The organism is Serratia sp. MYb239 (genome assembly GCF_002966855.1).
Classification (GTDB): Bacteria; Pseudomonadota; Gammaproteobacteria; order Enterobacterales; family Enterobacteriaceae; genus Serratia_B; species Serratia_B rhizosphaerae.
In genome coordinates this window covers 4,067,593-4,083,743 of sequence record NZ_CP023268.1, presented here as the reverse complement: position 1 = coordinate 4,083,743, position 16,151 = coordinate 4,067,593, and the positions used below count along the sequence as shown (strand labels likewise).

The 16,151-nt window shown below is 57.7% G+C and carries 17 protein-coding genes; 10 read left to right on the top strand and 7 right to left on the bottom strand.

Annotated elements, in window-relative coordinates:
* Positions 1–164 precede the first annotated feature (164 nt).
* Positions 165–1,535 carry a sodium:alanine symporter family protein gene (locus tag CLM71_RS19545; RefSeq protein WP_105232470.1) on the top strand — a complete coding sequence of 457 codons (1,371 nt, stop codon included), beginning with the start codon at positions 165–167 and terminating at the stop codon, positions 1,533–1,535.
* Positions 1,536–1,581: 46 nt separating this feature from the next.
* Here the strand turns inward: CLM71_RS19545 and speD are convergent, their stop codons facing one another.
* The 3 genes from speD to CLM71_RS19530 all read right to left on the bottom strand — a co-directional run bounded on the left by speD (position 1,582) and on the right by CLM71_RS19530 (position 3,780).
* On the bottom strand, positions 1,582–2,376 hold the full coding sequence (gene speD, locus CLM71_RS19540; RefSeq protein WP_105232469.1) for an adenosylmethionine decarboxylase: 795 nt from the start codon (positions 2,374–2,376) through the stop codon (positions 1,582–1,584).
* A 56-nt stretch (positions 2,377–2,432) separates the two neighbouring features.
* A complete protein-coding gene (speE, locus tag CLM71_RS19535; protein ID WP_105232468.1) occupies positions 2,433–3,299 on the bottom strand; it encodes a polyamine aminopropyltransferase in 867 nt (288 codons plus the stop codon).
* Positions 3,300–3,432: 133 nt separating this feature from the next.
* On the bottom strand, positions 3,433–3,780 hold the full coding sequence (locus CLM71_RS19530) for a YacC family pilotin-like protein (RefSeq protein WP_105232467.1): 348 nt from the start codon (positions 3,778–3,780) through the stop codon (positions 3,433–3,435).
* Between the two features lie 155 nt (positions 3,781–3,935).
* On the opposite strand from CLM71_RS19530, the gene CLM71_RS19525 reads away from it, so the two are divergent.
* From CLM71_RS19525 to hpt, 4 genes are all read left to right on the top strand, one after another.
* A complete protein-coding gene (locus tag CLM71_RS19525; protein ID WP_105232466.1) occupies positions 3,936–4,766 on the top strand; it encodes a DUF3289 family protein in 831 nt (276 codons plus the stop codon).
* On the top strand, positions 4,766–5,236 hold the full coding sequence (locus CLM71_RS19520; protein WP_105232465.1) for a DUF943 family protein: 471 nt from the start codon (positions 4,766–4,768) through the stop codon (positions 5,234–5,236). Before CLM71_RS19525 ends, CLM71_RS19520 begins: the two co-directional genes overlap by 1 nt.
* A gap of 146 nt (positions 5,237–5,382) precedes the next feature.
* Complete coding sequence (gene cueO / locus CLM71_RS19515) at positions 5,383–7,032, top strand: multicopper oxidase CueO (protein ID WP_105232464.1); 1,650 nt, start codon at positions 5,383–5,385, stop codon at positions 7,030–7,032.
* A gap of 93 nt (positions 7,033–7,125) precedes the next feature.
* The gene (gene hpt, locus CLM71_RS19510) at positions 7,126–7,662 is read left to right on the top strand and encodes a hypoxanthine phosphoribosyltransferase (RefSeq protein ID WP_105232463.1); all 537 of its coding nucleotides are present in this window, start codon (positions 7,126–7,128) and stop codon (positions 7,660–7,662) included.
* 66 nt (positions 7,663–7,728) lie between these two features.
* On the opposite strand, the gene can is transcribed toward hpt, so the two are convergent.
* A complete protein-coding gene (gene can / locus CLM71_RS19505) occupies positions 7,729–8,394 on the bottom strand; it encodes a carbonate dehydratase (protein WP_105232462.1) in 666 nt (221 codons plus the stop codon).
* 190 nt (positions 8,395–8,584) lie between these two features.
* On the opposite strand from can, the gene CLM71_RS19500 reads away from it, so the two are divergent.
* From CLM71_RS19500 to CLM71_RS19490, 3 genes are all read left to right on the top strand, one after another.
* Complete coding sequence (locus CLM71_RS19500; protein ID WP_015673745.1) at positions 8,585–9,508, top strand: ABC transporter ATP-binding protein; 924 nt, start codon at positions 8,585–8,587, stop codon at positions 9,506–9,508.
* Positions 9,505–10,275, top strand: a complete 771-nt coding sequence (locus CLM71_RS19495; protein WP_105232461.1) for an ABC transporter permease — start codon at positions 9,505–9,507, stop codon at positions 10,273–10,275. Before CLM71_RS19500 ends, CLM71_RS19495 begins: the two co-directional genes overlap by 4 nt.
* 135 nt (positions 10,276–10,410) lie before the next feature.
* Entirely contained in the window at positions 10,411–11,694 is a 1,284-nt protein-coding gene (locus tag CLM71_RS19490; RefSeq protein ID WP_105232460.1) for a polysaccharide deacetylase family protein, read from the top strand.
* Between the two features lie 55 nt (positions 11,695–11,749).
* Here CLM71_RS19490 and panD read toward each other — a convergent pair whose 3' ends face one another.
* The 3 genes from panD to panB form a co-directional block, all read right to left on the bottom strand.
* The gene (panD, locus tag CLM71_RS19485) at positions 11,750–12,130 is read right to left on the bottom strand and encodes an aspartate 1-decarboxylase (protein ID WP_015673742.1); all 381 of its coding nucleotides are present in this window, start codon (positions 12,128–12,130) and stop codon (positions 11,750–11,752) included.
* Positions 12,131–12,249: 119 nt separating this feature from the next.
* Positions 12,250–13,104, bottom strand: a complete 855-nt coding sequence (gene panC / locus CLM71_RS19480; RefSeq protein ID WP_105232459.1) for a pantoate--beta-alanine ligase — start codon at positions 13,102–13,104, stop codon at positions 12,250–12,252.
* Positions 13,105–13,133: 29 nt separating this feature from the next.
* Positions 13,134–13,928 carry a 3-methyl-2-oxobutanoate hydroxymethyltransferase gene (panB, locus tag CLM71_RS19475; RefSeq protein ID WP_105232458.1) on the bottom strand — a complete coding sequence of 265 codons (795 nt, stop codon included), beginning with the start codon at positions 13,926–13,928 and terminating at the stop codon, positions 13,134–13,136.
* 214 nt (positions 13,929–14,142) lie between these two features.
* On the opposite strand from panB, the gene qseB reads away from it, so the two are divergent.
* Both qseB and qseC read left to right on the top strand, forming a co-directional pair.
* Positions 14,143–14,805 carry a quorum sensing response regulator transcription factor QseB gene (gene qseB / locus CLM71_RS19470; protein ID WP_105232457.1) on the top strand — a complete coding sequence of 221 codons (663 nt, stop codon included), beginning with the start codon at positions 14,143–14,145 and terminating at the stop codon, positions 14,803–14,805.
* Positions 14,802–16,151: a quorum sensing histidine kinase QseC gene (gene qseC / locus CLM71_RS19465; RefSeq protein ID WP_105232456.1), complete on the top strand. Its 1,350-nt coding sequence runs from the start codon at positions 14,802–14,804 to the stop codon at positions 16,149–16,151. Before qseB ends, qseC begins: the two co-directional genes overlap by 4 nt.

The window sequence follows — 16,151 nt, the reverse complement described above, 5'->3', positions numbered from 1 at the left end:
GGCGTTATTCCCCCTCTATTTTCCCCGTGCTTGTCACCGACGGACAACGTGACCTACCCCCGGTTTAATGCCGATTTGTTTTGTATCCCTACCATTTTTAGGTTACATCTTGTTAATAAATATAAATCATTTTGTTACAAATAAGGCAAGGGCAGGGGGAAGCGATGGATTGGGTGATAGCGGGGTTGTCGGCCGTTAATGGCGTGGTATGGGGTGTCCCGATGCTGATTGGCATTCTGGGCATTGGTATTTTTCTGCAGATTAGGCTCTCTTTTTTGCCGATTCGCCGGTTAGGCACCGGATTTAAGCTGTTGTTCGAGCGTAATCACGACCGTGGCGACGGGCAGATCTCACCGTTCAATGCGCTGATGACCGCGCTGTCCGCCACCATTGGCACCGGCAATATTGCCGGCGTTGCCACGGCGGTGGTGCTCGGCGGCCCCGGAGCGCTGTTCTGGATGTGGATCACCGCGCTGGTGGGCATGGCGACCAAGTATTCCGAGGCGGTGTTGGCGGTGCGCTTTCGTGAAGTTGACGATCGCGGTCACTATGTCGGCGGGCCGATGTACTACATCAAGCACGGGTTAGGCAAAAAATGGATGTGGCTGGGGACGCTGTTTGCCTTTTTCGGCAGTATCGCCGGCTTCGGCATCGGCAATACCGTGCAGGCCAATTCGATTGCCGAGGCGCTGAACAGTAACTTCGGCATTTCCCACGGGATGACCGCCGGCGTTCTGGTGGTGCTGGTGGGGGCGGTGCTGATCGGCGGTATTAAACGCATCGCCGACGTGGCGGGGAAACTGGTGCCGCTGATGACGGTGGGCTATTTCGCCGCCGGTATCATTGTGCTGGGGCTGAACGTGAGCGAGATCCCTGCGGCCTTCTCGCTGATTATTACCTCCGCCTTTACGCCGGTGGCGGCGCAGGGCGGCTTCGCCGGCGCGGCGGTCTGGGCGGCGATTCGCTTTGGCGTGGCGCGTGGGGTGTTCTCCAACGAGGCCGGTCTGGGCAGCGCGCCGATCGCCCACGCGGCAGCAAAAACGCAGAACCCGATTCGTCAGGGGCTGATCGCCATGCTGGGCACCTTTATCGACACCATCATCGTCTGCTCCATCACCGGCCTGACCATCATTATCAGCGGCAAATGGATCAGCGGTGAGACGGGTGCGGCGCTGACCTCGACGGCCTTCTCGTCGTCTCTGCCGGGCGGTAACTACATTGTGGCGGTGGCACTGGCAATTTTTGCCTTTACCACCATTCTGGGCTGGAGTTTTTACGGCGAGAAGTGCATTCAGTATCTGTTCGGGCCGAAGATGATCGTACCGTTCCGCATCGCCTGGATCATCGCGCTGCCGATTGGCGCCACCCAGTCGTTGGAGTTTGTCTGGCTGCTGGCCGATACGCTGAATGCAATGATGGCGATCCCGAACCTGATCGCCCTGGCGCTGTTAAGCCCGGTGGTGTACCGCCTGACGCGCGCGCATATTAATGACGTGAATGCGCCATCGGTGCAGGCCGACAGCACTAATCCGTAGCGTTGGCCGCTAAAACAGCGGGGCAGCCTTGGCTGCCCCGTGTGGTTTACAGGTGAGGAATATTCCGCCCGTAATAGATCTCCTGCATCTCTTTCCACAGCAGATCGGTAATCCGTTGTCGTTCTTCCTCACTCAGCGCCTCGGGTTTGGCGTTGAACAGATAGTGCTTCAGGTCGAAATCTTTCAGCAGCATCTTGGTATGGAAGATATTTTCCTGATAAACGTTCACATCCATCATGTGGTACAGCGCCTTCATATCCTCAGACATAAAGTTCTGGATCGAATTGATCTCATGATCGATATAGTGCTTCACGCCGTTAACGTCACGGGTAAAACCGCGTACGCGGTAATCCATGGTGACGATATCCGACTCGAGCTGGTGGATCAGATAGTTCAGCGCCTTCAGCGGGGAAATCACGCCGCAGGTTGAGACTTCAATATCGGCGCGGAAGGTGCACAGACCGCCCTCCGGATGACTTTCCGGGTAGGTGTGTACGCAGATATGGCTCTTGTCCAGGTGTGCCACCACCGTATTGGGCAGCGGGCCGGGGTGCTCCGAGGTATCAACGTCTCTCGGATCGACCGGTTCCTCGCTCACCAGAATGGTGACGCTGGCGCCTTGCGGCTCGTAATCCTGACGTGCGATGTTCAGAATGTTGGCGCCAATGATCGAGCAGGTCTCGCTGAGGATCTCGGTCAGGCGGTTGGCGTTGTATTGTTCGTCAATGTAGGCGATATAGCCATCGCGGTCGTCCGCGGTTTTGGCGTAACAAATATCGTAAATACAAAAACTCAGGCTTTTGGTCAGGTTATTGAAGCCGTGCAGTTTCAGCTTTTGCAATTTGGTTCACCCCCTTTGTTTTTCTCGGGTCTAGCGTGGAATGCGCTCTTTGCCGCTTATGCCGGTGCGTTGGCCAGGGCATTGAGCAGGTATTGCGGCAAGGCAAAGCTGCCGCTGTGGACCGCCGGGTTGTAATAACGGCAGTGTAAACCGCTTTGGTTAAAGCGCTGTTGCAGCGTGGCGAGGTCAAGCTGACGCAGCGCCGGGTTCTGGCTGGCCCAGGCAAAGGTCATAATGCCGCCGTAATAGGTCGGGATTGCCGCCTGATAAAAGCTGACGTCCTGGAAATAGTGGCTTAACCGGGTGTGGCTGTTGACGGCCTCATCCTGCTGCAGGAAGCAGACGCCGTTCTGCGCGACGAAAATGCCGTTCTCATTCAGGCAGCGGGCGCAGCCTTCATAGAATGCCGAGGTAAACAGGCTTTCGCCGGGGCCGATCGGGTCGGTGCAGTCGGAGATAATCACATCGAATTTTTCATCGGTCTGATTAACGAAGTTAACGCCGTCGTCGATCACCAGTTTGAAACGCGGGTCGTCGTAGGTGCCGGCGTTGTGGTTGGGCAGGTACTGGCGGCAGAACTCCACCACGCCGGCATCAATTTCCACCATGGTGATCTGCTCAACGCCGCGGTGGCGGCTGACTTCACGCAGCATACCGCCGTCGCCGCCGCCGATGATCAATACTTTCTTCGCCTGGCCGTGGGCCAGCAGCGGTACGTGAGTCATCATCTCGTGGTAGATGAACTCGTCTCGTTCGGTGGTCTGCACCACGCCGTCGAGCGCCATCACGCGTCCTAACACTGCGTTTTCAAAGATCACCAGATCCTGATGCTCGGTTTTTTCACGGTACAGCTCTTTCTCTACCGCGAAGTACTGACCAAAGCTGTCGTGCAGCGTTTCATACCAAATTTCTTTTTGGGCCATGTCGGGATGCTCCGTAATAACAGCCATGAAAAATCGGCGCAACATAATAGCTAACTCTGCTACAGGTTGCACGGTGGAATTTCACACAATCAGCGGGAAAAGGGACGAGCGGCGGCGGGGGAGCCGGCCGCCTTTAGTTGGCGTAGGCCAGCAGGCTGAGGGAGTCGCGCGCCAGCGATTTGCACTTGGTCGGCGTGGGGATGGCGATACCGCTGAGATCGCGGTAGCTGTCCTCGCCCAGGGCTTTCATATCAAAGTGATTATAGTTGCTGAGATCCCAACGGTTTTGCTGGGCAAAATAGACGATGGCGCGTTTGACCTGCTCGTTAGGCAAATCTTTGTAACCACAGTTGTTTTTCAGGTACACAAACACCGCGGTCAGATCCGCCAGGTCTTCCGCCTCTGATTCATTGAGCGCCAGGCTGGCGTTGGAAAAGCCCAGCGTACTCAGCAACAGTATCAATAAAGTTGTCTTTTTCATCGTGACAATGGGGCCGTTGGTTGTCTGCAGACGTTACCACACTTTTTCCCTTCCCACTCTACTTTCGTCTGCGGGGGATGCTTTGCAGTTTATCCGGCCTGCACGTATGATTTCTGTTCGTTTCACAGGAGGGTAGGCACAAGGAGTGTATAACGATGACGGCATTAATGTTCCCCTGTACGGTATTCGAGACCCAAAAACGGATGGATGACTACGGAGCGGAGGATATGCGCAGCGGCGACCTGACGGCTGGCCAGTTAAAGACGCAGTTTCGTTTAACGGACATCTCTACCAAGGTAGAGCCGTACACGCTGAGGCGGCTCGCCGCTTTTGGCGGCCGGTCGTCAATGTTCAGGCCGCCGGCTGCGGGTGGGCCGGTAGGGCGTCAGGAATGCGCCCGGATACTGTTTGATGAGTTCCGGGAACTGTCAGCGACCTTTGCGCTATACGGCCCGTATCGGCATTTGATTGGCAAGATGATCAACCATATGCAATACGGCAACGGCACGCCGTTTCGGGATGCGTTGTTAGACCAGGCGCTGAAGGCGCATATTATTAATGATAGGACGGACAATAGTTCGTTATTAAAAATAAAAAATGCTTTAGATGAAAATATCGATAGGGTTAACGGTTATTTTCCCAATGAAAATTTTTACAGGATAAGGGAAATTATTCTTGATGGGAGACTGCCCAAGTTCGATCGGTTTCAGGATAATTTTAACGGTATGGGGATAACCGTTCATGACACATGGGCAACGCATATCACCATAAAGTCACTCCACATAGAGAGTAGTGGCTATCGTGCGGCAGTGAACTACAAAGTACAAGATCACTTCGGTTTGGATGCAGAGGATATTTTGAAACTCAAATTTAATCAGTTTCGTTTTTTTCGCATCTGGTTTGTGCTGCAGCGCTATAGCCAATTTGGGTTTAAGCCGTTTATGACAAATATGGAAGCGGATATAGAGTTGCGGGGGGCGTGGTGATGAAGGTGAAATGTAAGGTAAAGCTTTTTGCTTTGGTTATCGTTATATTGCTTGGTTTATTGATATGGATATTGGTTCGCCCGGTGAAAATTATTGCCGTACATAAAAAAGGAGAGTTTGCTTCTGTTTTAGTTGAAAACTTTCCGCTTAGCGATCGGGGTAAAATGAATTGGTGGCTCAAAAACCAAAAAACATTCACAGCACAATATGGAATTCCTGCCCCGGCAAAAGATGGCTACTTTTTTGTCACATTCTGGAGGTTTGGGGATGGTTACAAAGAAGAAGGCAAGTACGATCGACTGTGTTTTGACGATATGACATCGCCAAAGAACTGTATTGAAAAGGATGCGGTTTTCTCTGTCAGCCACAGCCGTAATCTGGGCACCGTGTTTACCACCTATGAAGGGCGCTACAAACTGCAAGAAAACGGTGAGATTGTGGCAGACCAGAGCACGTTTGAAGCCCGATGATTGGAGCACGATAGCTAGCGCCCAAATAACTTGACGTAACTTAACAAAACAAGACGAATCAAACTATTATTGATACTTGACCTTCCACCAAGGGGAGGGTTTAGGCTGGCCTGATGCTTTCATGTAACTGGAAAAGGGAGTCAGCTATGTTACGTCGTGATTTTATTAAGTTTACCGCTGCGCTGGGCGCGGCCAGCGCATTACCGCTCTGGAGCCGGGCCGCCTGGGCGGCCGATCTGCCCGCGCTGCCGATACCGCCGCTGCTGATGCCGGATGCGCAAGGAAAGCTGGCGCTGGCGCTGCAGACCGGCGAGATGAACTGGCTGCCGCAGGCGGCGACCAAAACCTGGGGCGTCAACGGCGCTCTGCTGGGGCCGGCGGTGCGTTTGCAGCGCGGCAAGCCGGTGACGGTCGATATCAACAACCAACTGCCGGAAGCCAGCACCGTACACTGGCACGGGCTGGAAATTCCCGGCGACGTCGACGGCGGCCCACAGGCGCTGATCGCGCCGGGCACTACCCGCACCGTACATTTCACCATTGACCAGCCGGCGGCCACCTGCTGGTTCCACCCGCATACGCACGGCAAAACCGGCCATCAGGTGATGATGGGGCTGGGGGGGCTGGTGCTGCTGGAAGATGAAGAGAGCGGCAAGCTGCCGCTGCCGAAAACCTGGGGTAAGGACGATATCCCGGTGATTTTGCAGGATAAACGCCTGGGCAAAGATGCGCAGATTGAGTATCAGCTCGATATCATGAGCGCGGCGGTGGGCTGGTTTGGCGACCGCATGTTTACCAACGGCGCGCAGTATCCGCAGCACATCGCGCCGCGCGGCTGGCTGCGCCTGCGTTTTCTTAACGGATGTAACGCGCGCTCGCTGCAGCTGGCGACCAGCGATCGGCGCCCGCTGTATGTGATCGCCAGCGACGGCGGCTTCCTCGGTGAGCCGGTGAAGCTGACGGAACTGCCGATGCTGATGGGCGAACGCTTTGAGGTGCTGGTCGACGCCAGCGACGGTAAACCGTTTGATATCGTCACGCTGCCGGTACAGCAGATGGGCATGACGCTGGCGCCGTTCGATCGGCCGCTGCCGGTGCTGCACATTCAGCCATCGCTGGCGCAGGGGATTAAATCCATGCCGGACAGCCTGGTGAAACTGCCGGCGCTGCCTGCCGCCGCCGGCGTACAGCAGCGTGAGTTCCGTCTGATGATGGATCCAAAGCTGGATATGCTGGGGATGAAAGCGCTGATGGACCGCTACGGCCATCAGGCGATGGCCGGCATGAGCATGGATCACGGCAGCATGGGCCACGGCGCACCGGAGAGCGGCGACAAGATGGCCGGTATGGATCACGGCAAGATGGATCACGGCAAGATGGCCGGTATGGATCATGGCACGATGGACCACAACAAGATGGCGGGGATGAAGCACGGCGAGCAGCCGTATGATTTCAGCCACGGTAATACCATCAACGGCAAGGCGTTTGATATGAGCAAGCCGATGTTCGCCGCCAAGCGCGGGCAGTATGAGAAGTGGGTCATCTCCGGTGAAGGCGACATGATGCTGCATCCTTTCCACATTCACGGCACCCAGTTCCGTATTTTGAGTGAAAACGGCAAGCCGCCGGCGGCGCATCGCGCTGGCTGGAAGGACACGGTTCGGGTGGAAGGCGCGCGCAGTGAAGTGCTGGTGCAGTTCAACCATGAAGCCAGCGCAGAGCACGCCTATATGGCGCACTGCCACCTGTTGGAGCATGAAGATACCGGCATGATGATGGGCTTTACCGTCGCCTGACGGTAAAAATAGCAGGGCGGCGCGCTCGCGTCGCCTCTGCTGTCAGGCTATGCTAGAATCTGCGCCTTTCTTCCGGCAATAGACCTGAAAACTATGAAACACACTGTAGAAGTAATGATTTCCGAGCAGGAAGTTAAGACCCGAATCGCCGAACTTGGCCGCCAGATCACCGAAAATTACCGCGACAGCGGCAGCGATATGGTGCTGGTCGGGCTGCTGCGCGGCTCATTTATGTTTATGGCCGACCTGTGCCGCACCATTGAGGTGTCGCATGAGGTTGATTTCATGACCGCCTCCAGCTACGGCAGCGGCATGTCCACCACCCGCGACGTGAAAATCCTCAAAGATCTGGATGAAGACATCCGCGGCAAAGACGTGCTGATCGTGGAAGATATTATTGATTCCGGCAATACGCTGAACAAAGTGCGCGAGATTCTGGCGCTGCGCGGCCCGAAATCACTGGCGATCTGTACGCTGCTGGATAAACCGGAGCGTCGTGAAGTGGATGTGCCGGTAGAGTACGTCGGTTTCTCTATTCCGGACGAGTTTGTGGTCGGCTACGGCATCGACTATGCCCAGCGCTACCGCCATCTGCCGTATGTCGGCAAAGTGGTGCTGCTCGACGAATAATCAAGATTGGGGGCGGCGCGGTTTAACGCGCGCCCCGCCAGCTTACCGCTATCTATCAGACTTCGCTTACGGCTGCTGTAAGCCTTTACTCTGCAACAGCGTCGAAATGCCTTTGTTATAGCCCAGCTCCAGGCTTTCGCGGCTGGTCGCCGTAACGTCCAGATCGCGCAGACGCCCGTCCTGAATGCCATATACCCAGCCGTGAATCATCACTTTCTGGCCGCGCTGCCAGGCGGACTGCATGATGGTGGAGTGGCCCAGGTTATGCACCTGCTCGATCACGTTGATTTCGCAAAGGGCGTTGAGACACTCTTCCTTTTCGAGTTTTTCCAGTTGCGGGCTATGCTTGTACCACAGATCGCGGATATGCAGCAGCCAGTTGTTGATCAGCCCCAGCTCCGGGTTTTCGACCGCCGCCTGCACGCCGCCGCAGCCCAGGTGGCCGCAGATGATGATATGTTCGACCTGCAGGACGTCAACGGCGTACTGCACCACAGACAGACAGTTCAGATCGGTGTGTATCACCAGGTTGGCCACATTGCGGTGCACGAACAGTTCTCCCGGCTCCATTCCGGTCAGACGTTCGGCAGGCACGCGGCTGTCGGAACAGCCAATCCACAGAAAACGCGGTTTTTGCGCCTGCGCCAGACGTTCAAAGAATTCTGGGTCTTCCTGGTTGATGTTGGAGGACCACGCTTGGTTGTTGGCAATTAGCCTTTCGATCTCTTTCATGGAGGTTATGCACCTGTAATGAACACTTTGCGTTTGAGTAATATAGGACAAGCGTCACAGTTTTGAAATCGGAACAGTGGAGTTAACCGCACGGATTCAACTCGGCAGGCGCGCCGTTGATGGTAAGATCAGAGAAATTATTCAATAACATCAGTCTCGAAGACATGGTCATAGGGTACCCTTATCGCTTATGAATTATGCACTGGAATTAACACAGTTGACCAAGACCTACGCCGGCGGGGTCAAGGCATTGCGCGGCATCGACCTTCGCGTCGAAGCCGGTGATTTTTATGCCTTGCTGGGGCCGAACGGCGCGGGGAAATCCACTACTATCGGCATCATCAGCTCGCTGGTGAACAAAACCTCCGGCAAGGTGCAGGTGTTTGGTTACGACACCGACAAAGACATCGTCAACGCCAAACGCCAGCTGGGGCTGGTGCCGCAGGAGTTCAACTTCAACCCGTTTGAAACCGTGATGCAGATTGTGGTCAATCAGGCGGGCTATTACGGCGTGACGCGGCGCGATGCGCTGTCGCGCGCGGAAAAATACCTGACGCAGCTGGATCTGTGGGAAAAACGCAACGAGCGGGCGCGCATGCTGTCCGGCGGGATGAAACGCCGCCTGATGATCGCTCGCGCGCTGATGCATCAGCCCAAGCTGCTGATCCTCGATGAGCCGACCGCCGGGGTGGATATTGAACTGCGCCGCTCCATGTGGGGCTTCCTGAAAGACCTCAATGCGCAGGGCACCACCATCATCCTGACGACCCACTATCTGGAAGAGGCGGAGATGCTGTGCCGTAATATCGGCATTATCCAGAACGGCGAGCTGGTGGAGAACACCTCGATGAAAGGGCTGCTGGCGAAGCTGAAGTCGGAGACCTTTATCCTCGATCTGGCGGCGAAAAGCCCGCTGCCGGCGCTGGACGGCTATCACAGCCGCCTGGTCGACACCTCGACGCTGGAAGTGGAAGTAATGCGCGAACAGGGGCTGAACGGGCTGTTCAGCCAACTGAGCGCGCAGGGCGTACAGGTGCTGAGCATGCGCAACAAGGCCAACCGGCTGGAAGAGCTGTTTGTCACCCTGGTTAATGGTAATGGAGAAAAAGCATGACACGTTTGTACTGGGTGGCATTGCAGAGCATCTGGGCGAAAGAAGTGCACCGTTTTGCGCGCATCTGGGTGCAGACCCTGGTGCCGCCGGTGATCACCATGACGCTGTATTTTATCATCTTCGGTAATCTGATCGGTTCGCAAATCGGCAGTATGCATGGCTTCACCTACATGCAGTTTATCGTGCCCGGTCTGATTATGATGGCGGTGATCACCAACTCGTACGCCAACGTCGCCTCATCGTTCTTCAGCGCCAAATTCCAGCGCAATATCGAAGAGCTGCTGGTGGCGCCGGTGCCGACCCACGTGGTGATTGCCGGTTACGTCGGCGGCGGCGTGGCGCGTGGCATTTGCGTGGGCGTGCTGGTGACGGCAATCTCGCTTTTCTTCGTGCCGCTGCAGATCCACGCCTGGTGGGTGATTGCCGTCACGCTGCTGCTGACGGCGATCCTGTTTTCGCTGGGCGGCCTGCTTAATGCGGTCTTCGCCACCACCTTTGACGATATCAGCCTGATTCCGACCTTCGTGCTGACGCCGCTGACCTATCTGGGCGGGGTGTTCTACTCGCTGTCGCTGCTGCCGCCGTTCTGGCAGGCGGTGTCGAAGCTGAACCCGATCGTGTATATGATCAGCGGCTTCCGCTACGGCTTCCTCGGCGTGCACGACGTGCCGCTGACGCTGACCATGGCGGTGCTGCTGGCGTTTATCGCGGTGTTCTACCTGCTGGCCTGGTATCTCATTGAGCGCGGCCGAGGTCTGCGCACCTGATGTTTTCTCCCCTCCCGCATGTTTACAGCGGGAGGGGATGTTGCTTATCCCGCCTTTTTCTCCCCGCTGTAAATCATGCTATGCTGACGCACCCCCGACTTCTGGTCATTACGCACGGTTAAGCAGAACACTCTCATGCGGTTTCACATCAAAATAGCGGCCACGCTGGCTGGCGTGTTGACGTCGCTGCTGGCGCCTGCGGCGTCGGCCGGCCTGGTGTCGGCAGACAACGCGCTAAAATCCGGTTATATGGAAGCAAAACGCGACAGCGAAATCTATTCGCTGATTGGCGAACAGGTCATTCCGGTGGGCGAAGTGAAGGAAGGGCAACTGGTGCAGGTCTTTCCGGCGGACGCGGAATATTATGAGCTGAAGTTCGGCCACGGCGTAGGGTTTATCGATAAGGATGACGTCGAGCGCCTCAACAGGGCGCAGGCGGAAAAGGTGAAGGATCCGTTGGGTGAGCTGAACAAGCCGCTGACCAATCAGAACCTGATTACCCATAAAGCAATCAACGTCTACACCGCAGCGGATAACAAAAGCGAAATCTTCGGCATTCTGGAAGAGAACCTGCGCTACCCGATTATCGGCCGGCTGAAGGATCGGTTGAATAACACCTGGTATGAAATCAATCTCGGCGACCGGCTCGGTTACGTCAGCGAGCTGGACTGTGAGGTCGATAACGGTATCCCGGTGCTGACCTACCACCACCTGCTGAAGAATGACGAGAACAAGCGTTTTCGGCATACCTCCACTACCACCTCGGACGTGGCCTTCAGCAATCAGATGACCTACCTGAAGCAGGCCGGTTATGACACCATTTCGCTCTATCAGCTGGAAGCCTATCTGAAGAACCGGATTAACCTGCCGGGCAAAGCGGTGGTGCTGACCTTTGATGACGGCCTGAAATCGGTATACCGCTATGCCTATCCGGTGCTGAAACAGTACGGTTTCCGCGCGACGGCATTTATTATTTCGTCACGCATCAAGCGTCATCCGCAGAAGTGGAACCCGGACTCGCTGCAGTTTATGAGCATTTCAGAGCTGAAGCAGCTGCAGGATGTGTTTGATATCCAGTCACATACCCACTTCCTGCACCGCATCGACGGCTATAAGCGGCCGATCCTGCTGAGCCGCAGCCTGCACAATATTACGTTTGATTTTGAGCGCTCACGCCGCGCGCTGTCGCAGTTCAACCCGCATGTGCTGTACCTGTCCTATCCGTTCGGCGCCTATAACCAGAAGGCGGTGCAGGCTGCAGAAGACGCCGGCTTCCATCTGGCGGTGACGACGGTGCAGGGAAAAGTAAAGCCGGGCGACAACCCGTATAAGCTGAAGCGGTTGTATATTCTGCGTACCGATTCGATCCAGACGATGGCGGACCGCATCGCCAATAAGCCGGGCACGGTGGTTCAGTAACGCCGATAAAAAAGGGGCTGAACCCGGTTCAGCCCCTCGTCATGTTTTCCGACCGTCAGGCAACCTGTACCGGCACCGCTTTTGCTTTGCGCTGCAGCTGGTTATCGCCCTCAAAGTAGGCGACTTTCGGGTGATGCTGGCGGGCATCGGCATCGCTCATCTGCACGTAAGAGCAGATAATCAGCAGATCGCCGACGCAGGCGCAGCGGGCCGCCGCGCCGTTGACGGAAATAATGCGCGAGCCGCGTTCGGCGGCGATGGCGTAGGTCGAAAAACGCTGACCGTTATCAACGTTATAAATATCGATAGCTTCATATTCCAGAATGCCAGCGGCATCCAGAAAATCCTGGTCGATGGCGCAGGAGCCTTCATAATGCAGGTCTGCCTGGGTGACTTTTACCCGGTGCAGTTTGCCTTGCAGCATAGTACGTATCATAGCGTTACCTTTCACAGGCGTGAGTTAAGTTCCGACAGCGAACAGCAATATCGTCACCGATATCTCCGGCCTTGTCTACTTGGCAGCGGGGGAAATGGTGACGACTGTGCAAAAAATAGTTACTCGGTCAGGTCGACCTGCTGATTATCAATCAGCCGGGCCTTGCCCAGCCAGGCGGCCATCAGCACCACCGCGCGCCGGCTGTCGGTGCCGAGCGGCTGCAGGCTGTCGGCGTCGCGGATAAACAGCTCGTCCGGGGTGAAGCCGGCGTTGCGCAACTGCTCGGCGGTCTGCGCCAGCAGTTCATCAATCTGCCGCTCACCGTTGCTCAGCCGTTCGGCCAGCGCCTGCATGATGCGGCTGAGCTGCGGCGCCTTCTTGCGTTCGTCCGCCGTCAGATAACCGTTGCGCGAGCTGAGCGCCAGGCCGTCTTTGGCGCGCACGGTCGGCACGCCGACGATCTCAATGTCGTAACCCATATCGGCCACCATTTTGCGAATCAGCGCCAGCTGCTGGTAGTCTTTCTCGCCGAAGCAGGCCAGATCCGGCTGCACCAGGTTGAACAGTTTGCTGACGATGGTCGACACGCCGCGGAAATGGCCGGGACGGCTGGCGCCCTCCAGCATTGCGGAAATGCCGGGGACTTCGACGAAGGTCTGCTCGCCCAACCCTTGCGGATAGACCTCCGCCGGCGCCGGCGCAAACACCAGATCGACATTGTTGCGGGTCAGTTTCTCGCAGTCTTCCTGCAGGGTGCGCGGGTAGTTGGTCAGATCTTCCGGCCGGTCGAACTGCATCGGATTGACGAAGATGCTGACCACCACGATATCGCCGCGGGCGCGGGCCTCGTCGATCAGCGTCATATGACCGTCGTGCAGATTGCCCATGGTCGGCACCAGCGCGATGCGTTTTCCTTCCTGACGATAGCGGCGAATATGCTGGCGCAGCAGCGGCAGGGTTTGAATAATTAACATGTTGGCTCCCGGTTCAATAGGGCTGACGCTTAGTTAAATGAGTGTTCGGCCGCAGGATAAATACCCTGTTCGACTTCCTGAATATATTGCTGCACCGCGCTGCGCAGATCGCCGCTCTGGGCGAGGAAGTTTTTGGCGAATTTCGGCGTATGGCCGCCGGTGATGCCAAAGGCGTCGTGCATCACCAGAATCTGGCCGTCGGTGCCGTTGCCCGCGCCGATGCCGATCACCGGAATAGACAGCATGGCGGTGATTTTACGCGCCAGCTCGGTCGGCACGCACTCCAGCACCAGCAGCTGAATGCCGGCCTGCTCCAGATTCCTGGCGTCTTCAATCAGCTGGTTGGCTGCCGCCTCATCGCGGCCCTGTACCTTGTAGCCGCCGAAGATATTGACCGACTGCGGGGTCAGCCCCAGGTGGCCGCACACCGGCACGGCGCGGTCCACTAACATCTTCACCGTATCGCACAGCCAGCTGCCGCCTTCGATTTTGATCATATTGGCGCCGGCGCGCATCACTTCCGCCGCGTTGGCGAAGGTCTGTTCCGGGGTGGCGTATCCCATAAACGGCAGATCGGCCAGCAGCAGGCAGGCCGGCGCGCCGCGGCGTACCGCGCGGGTGTGATAGGCGATGTCGGCCACGGTGACCGGCAGCGTGGAGTCGTGTCCTTGCAGCGTCATGCCCAGTGAGTCGCCAACCAGCATGAGTTTGATACCCTGTTCTTCAAACAGTCTGGCGAAGCTGGCATCGTAGGCGGTCAGCGTCGCAAATTTGCGCTGCTCCTGTTTCCACTGGCGTAAGTGGGTCACGGTGGTGGGTTTCATCACAACGTCTCCTTGATAGCGCCGTGTGGCGTGCACCGGCGCTGACGGAAAAAAAGTGCAGTCATTCTACTGTAACCCTTCGGGGGTGGGTAGCGACGATAGTTATGGTTAAGATGTTCTTAAGAACCTTATGATGTAATAAGTAAATATCTCTTTCCAGACGGCCCGGCGAGCGCTGAAAACATGGCCGCCTGCGGCGAACAAAAGGACGCGCATGAGAATTCTGCTGATTGAAGACGACAAGATTATCGGCGACGGCATCAAGGTCGGGCTGAGCCAGCTGGGTTTCACCCTCGACTGGTTTACCGACGGCAAGCTCGGCAGACAGGCGCTGGGCAGCGCGCCCTATGATGCGGTGATCCTCGATCTCAGCCTGCCGGGCATCGACGGCCTCGATCTGCTGCGCGAATGGCGTCAGGCCGGCGAGGACGTGCCGGTGCTGATCCTGACCGCGCGCGATGCGCTGTCGCAGCGGGTGGACGGTCTGCAGAGCGGCGCCGATGACTACCTGTGCAAGCCGTTTGCGCTGGCGGAGGTGGCGGCGCGCCTGCAGGCGCTGATTCGCCGGCGTCACGGCCAGCTGAGTGCGCAACTGACGCACGGCCGGCTGGTGTTCGACACCGCCGCGCGCAGCGTCACGCTGGACGGCGAGGTGGTAACGCTGACGCCGCGCGAACTGGCGGTGCTGGAGCTGTTCTTGCACAACAAGGGGCGGGTGCTGGCGCGGCCGCTGATTCAGGAAAAGCTGTACAGCTGGGACGATGAGGTGAGCAGCAACGCGGTTGAGGTGCATATTCACCACCTGCGCCGCAAGCTGGGCAACGGCTTTATCCGCACGGTGCACGGCGTGGGCTACACGCTGGGGGATGCCGGGTGAAACGTCTGAGCCTGCGGCTGCGTCTGATTATCCTGTTCAGCCTGCTGGCGCTGCTGACCTGGTGCGTCGCCAGCGCGGTGGCGTGGAACATCACGCGCGATAACCTGAATGAAGTGTTCGACACCCAGCAGATGCTGTTCGCCAAACGGCTGGCGACGGCCAACCTCGGCGATATCCCGCGTACCGCCAGACTGCCGAAAACCAAAAAGCTGGTGCGCCACGGCAAGCGCGGCCAGCAGGATGACGATGCGCTGGCGTTCGCGATTTTCGACCGTCAGGGGCGCATGCTGCTGAACGACGGTGAGAACGGCAAGGACATCGAATTTGACGGCCGGACGGCAGGGTTCGTCGATGGCCGGCTGAAAGGTGATGACGACCGCTGGCGGCTGGTCTGGCTGACCAGCCCGGACGGCCGCCAACGCATCGCCGTCGGCCAGGAGATGGAGTATCGGCAGGATATGGCCTGGGCGCTGGTGACCGGGCAACTGACGCCGTGGCTGGCGACGCTGCCGCTGCTGATGCTGCTGATCGCCATTGTGGTCGGGCGCGAGCTGCGTCCGCTGCGCAGCGTGGCGCAGGAGCTGCACCGCCGTGCGCCGGATGATGACGCGCCGCTCAGGGCGCACCGGGTGCCGAGCGAAGTACGCCCGCTGGTGGACGCGCTTAACGCGCTGTTTGCCCGTATCAGCGCCATGCTGCAGCGCGAGCGGCGCTTTACCTCAGACGCAGCGCATGAGCTGCGCAGCCCGCTGGCGGCGCTGCGGGTGCAGACCGAGGTGGTGCAACTGGCCGGCGATAACGCCGAGGTGCGCGCGCACGCGCTGGAGAACCTGACCATCAGCATCGATCGCGCCACGCGGCTGGTGGACCAACTGCTGACGCTGTCGCGGCTGGATGCGCTGCCGGATCTGCATCAACAGGAGCGGGTTGACTGGCATCAGCTGGTGACGGCGACGCTGGCCGAACAGGAGCACGACGCTCATCGCGCGGGGATCGTGCTGCGTTATGAGGCGCAGGGAGCGCCGGCGCCGCGGCCGGGGCAGTCGCTGCTGCTGTCGCTGCTGGTGCGTAACCTGGTGGATAATGCGCTGCGCTATACGCCATCCGGCGGCACGGTGACCGTGACGTTAGAACAGCGCGTACTGACGGTGGAGGATAACGGGCCGGGGGTGACGGATGAACATCTGGCGCGGCTGGGGGAACGTTTCTATCGTCCGCCGGGGCAGGAACAGACCGGCAGCGGGCTGGGGCTGTCGATTGTACAGCGGATTGCGGCGCTGCATGGTTTGCGGGTCAGCTTTGCCAACCGGCAAGACGGAGGCTTTAAGGTGCGGGTGATGCTGTAG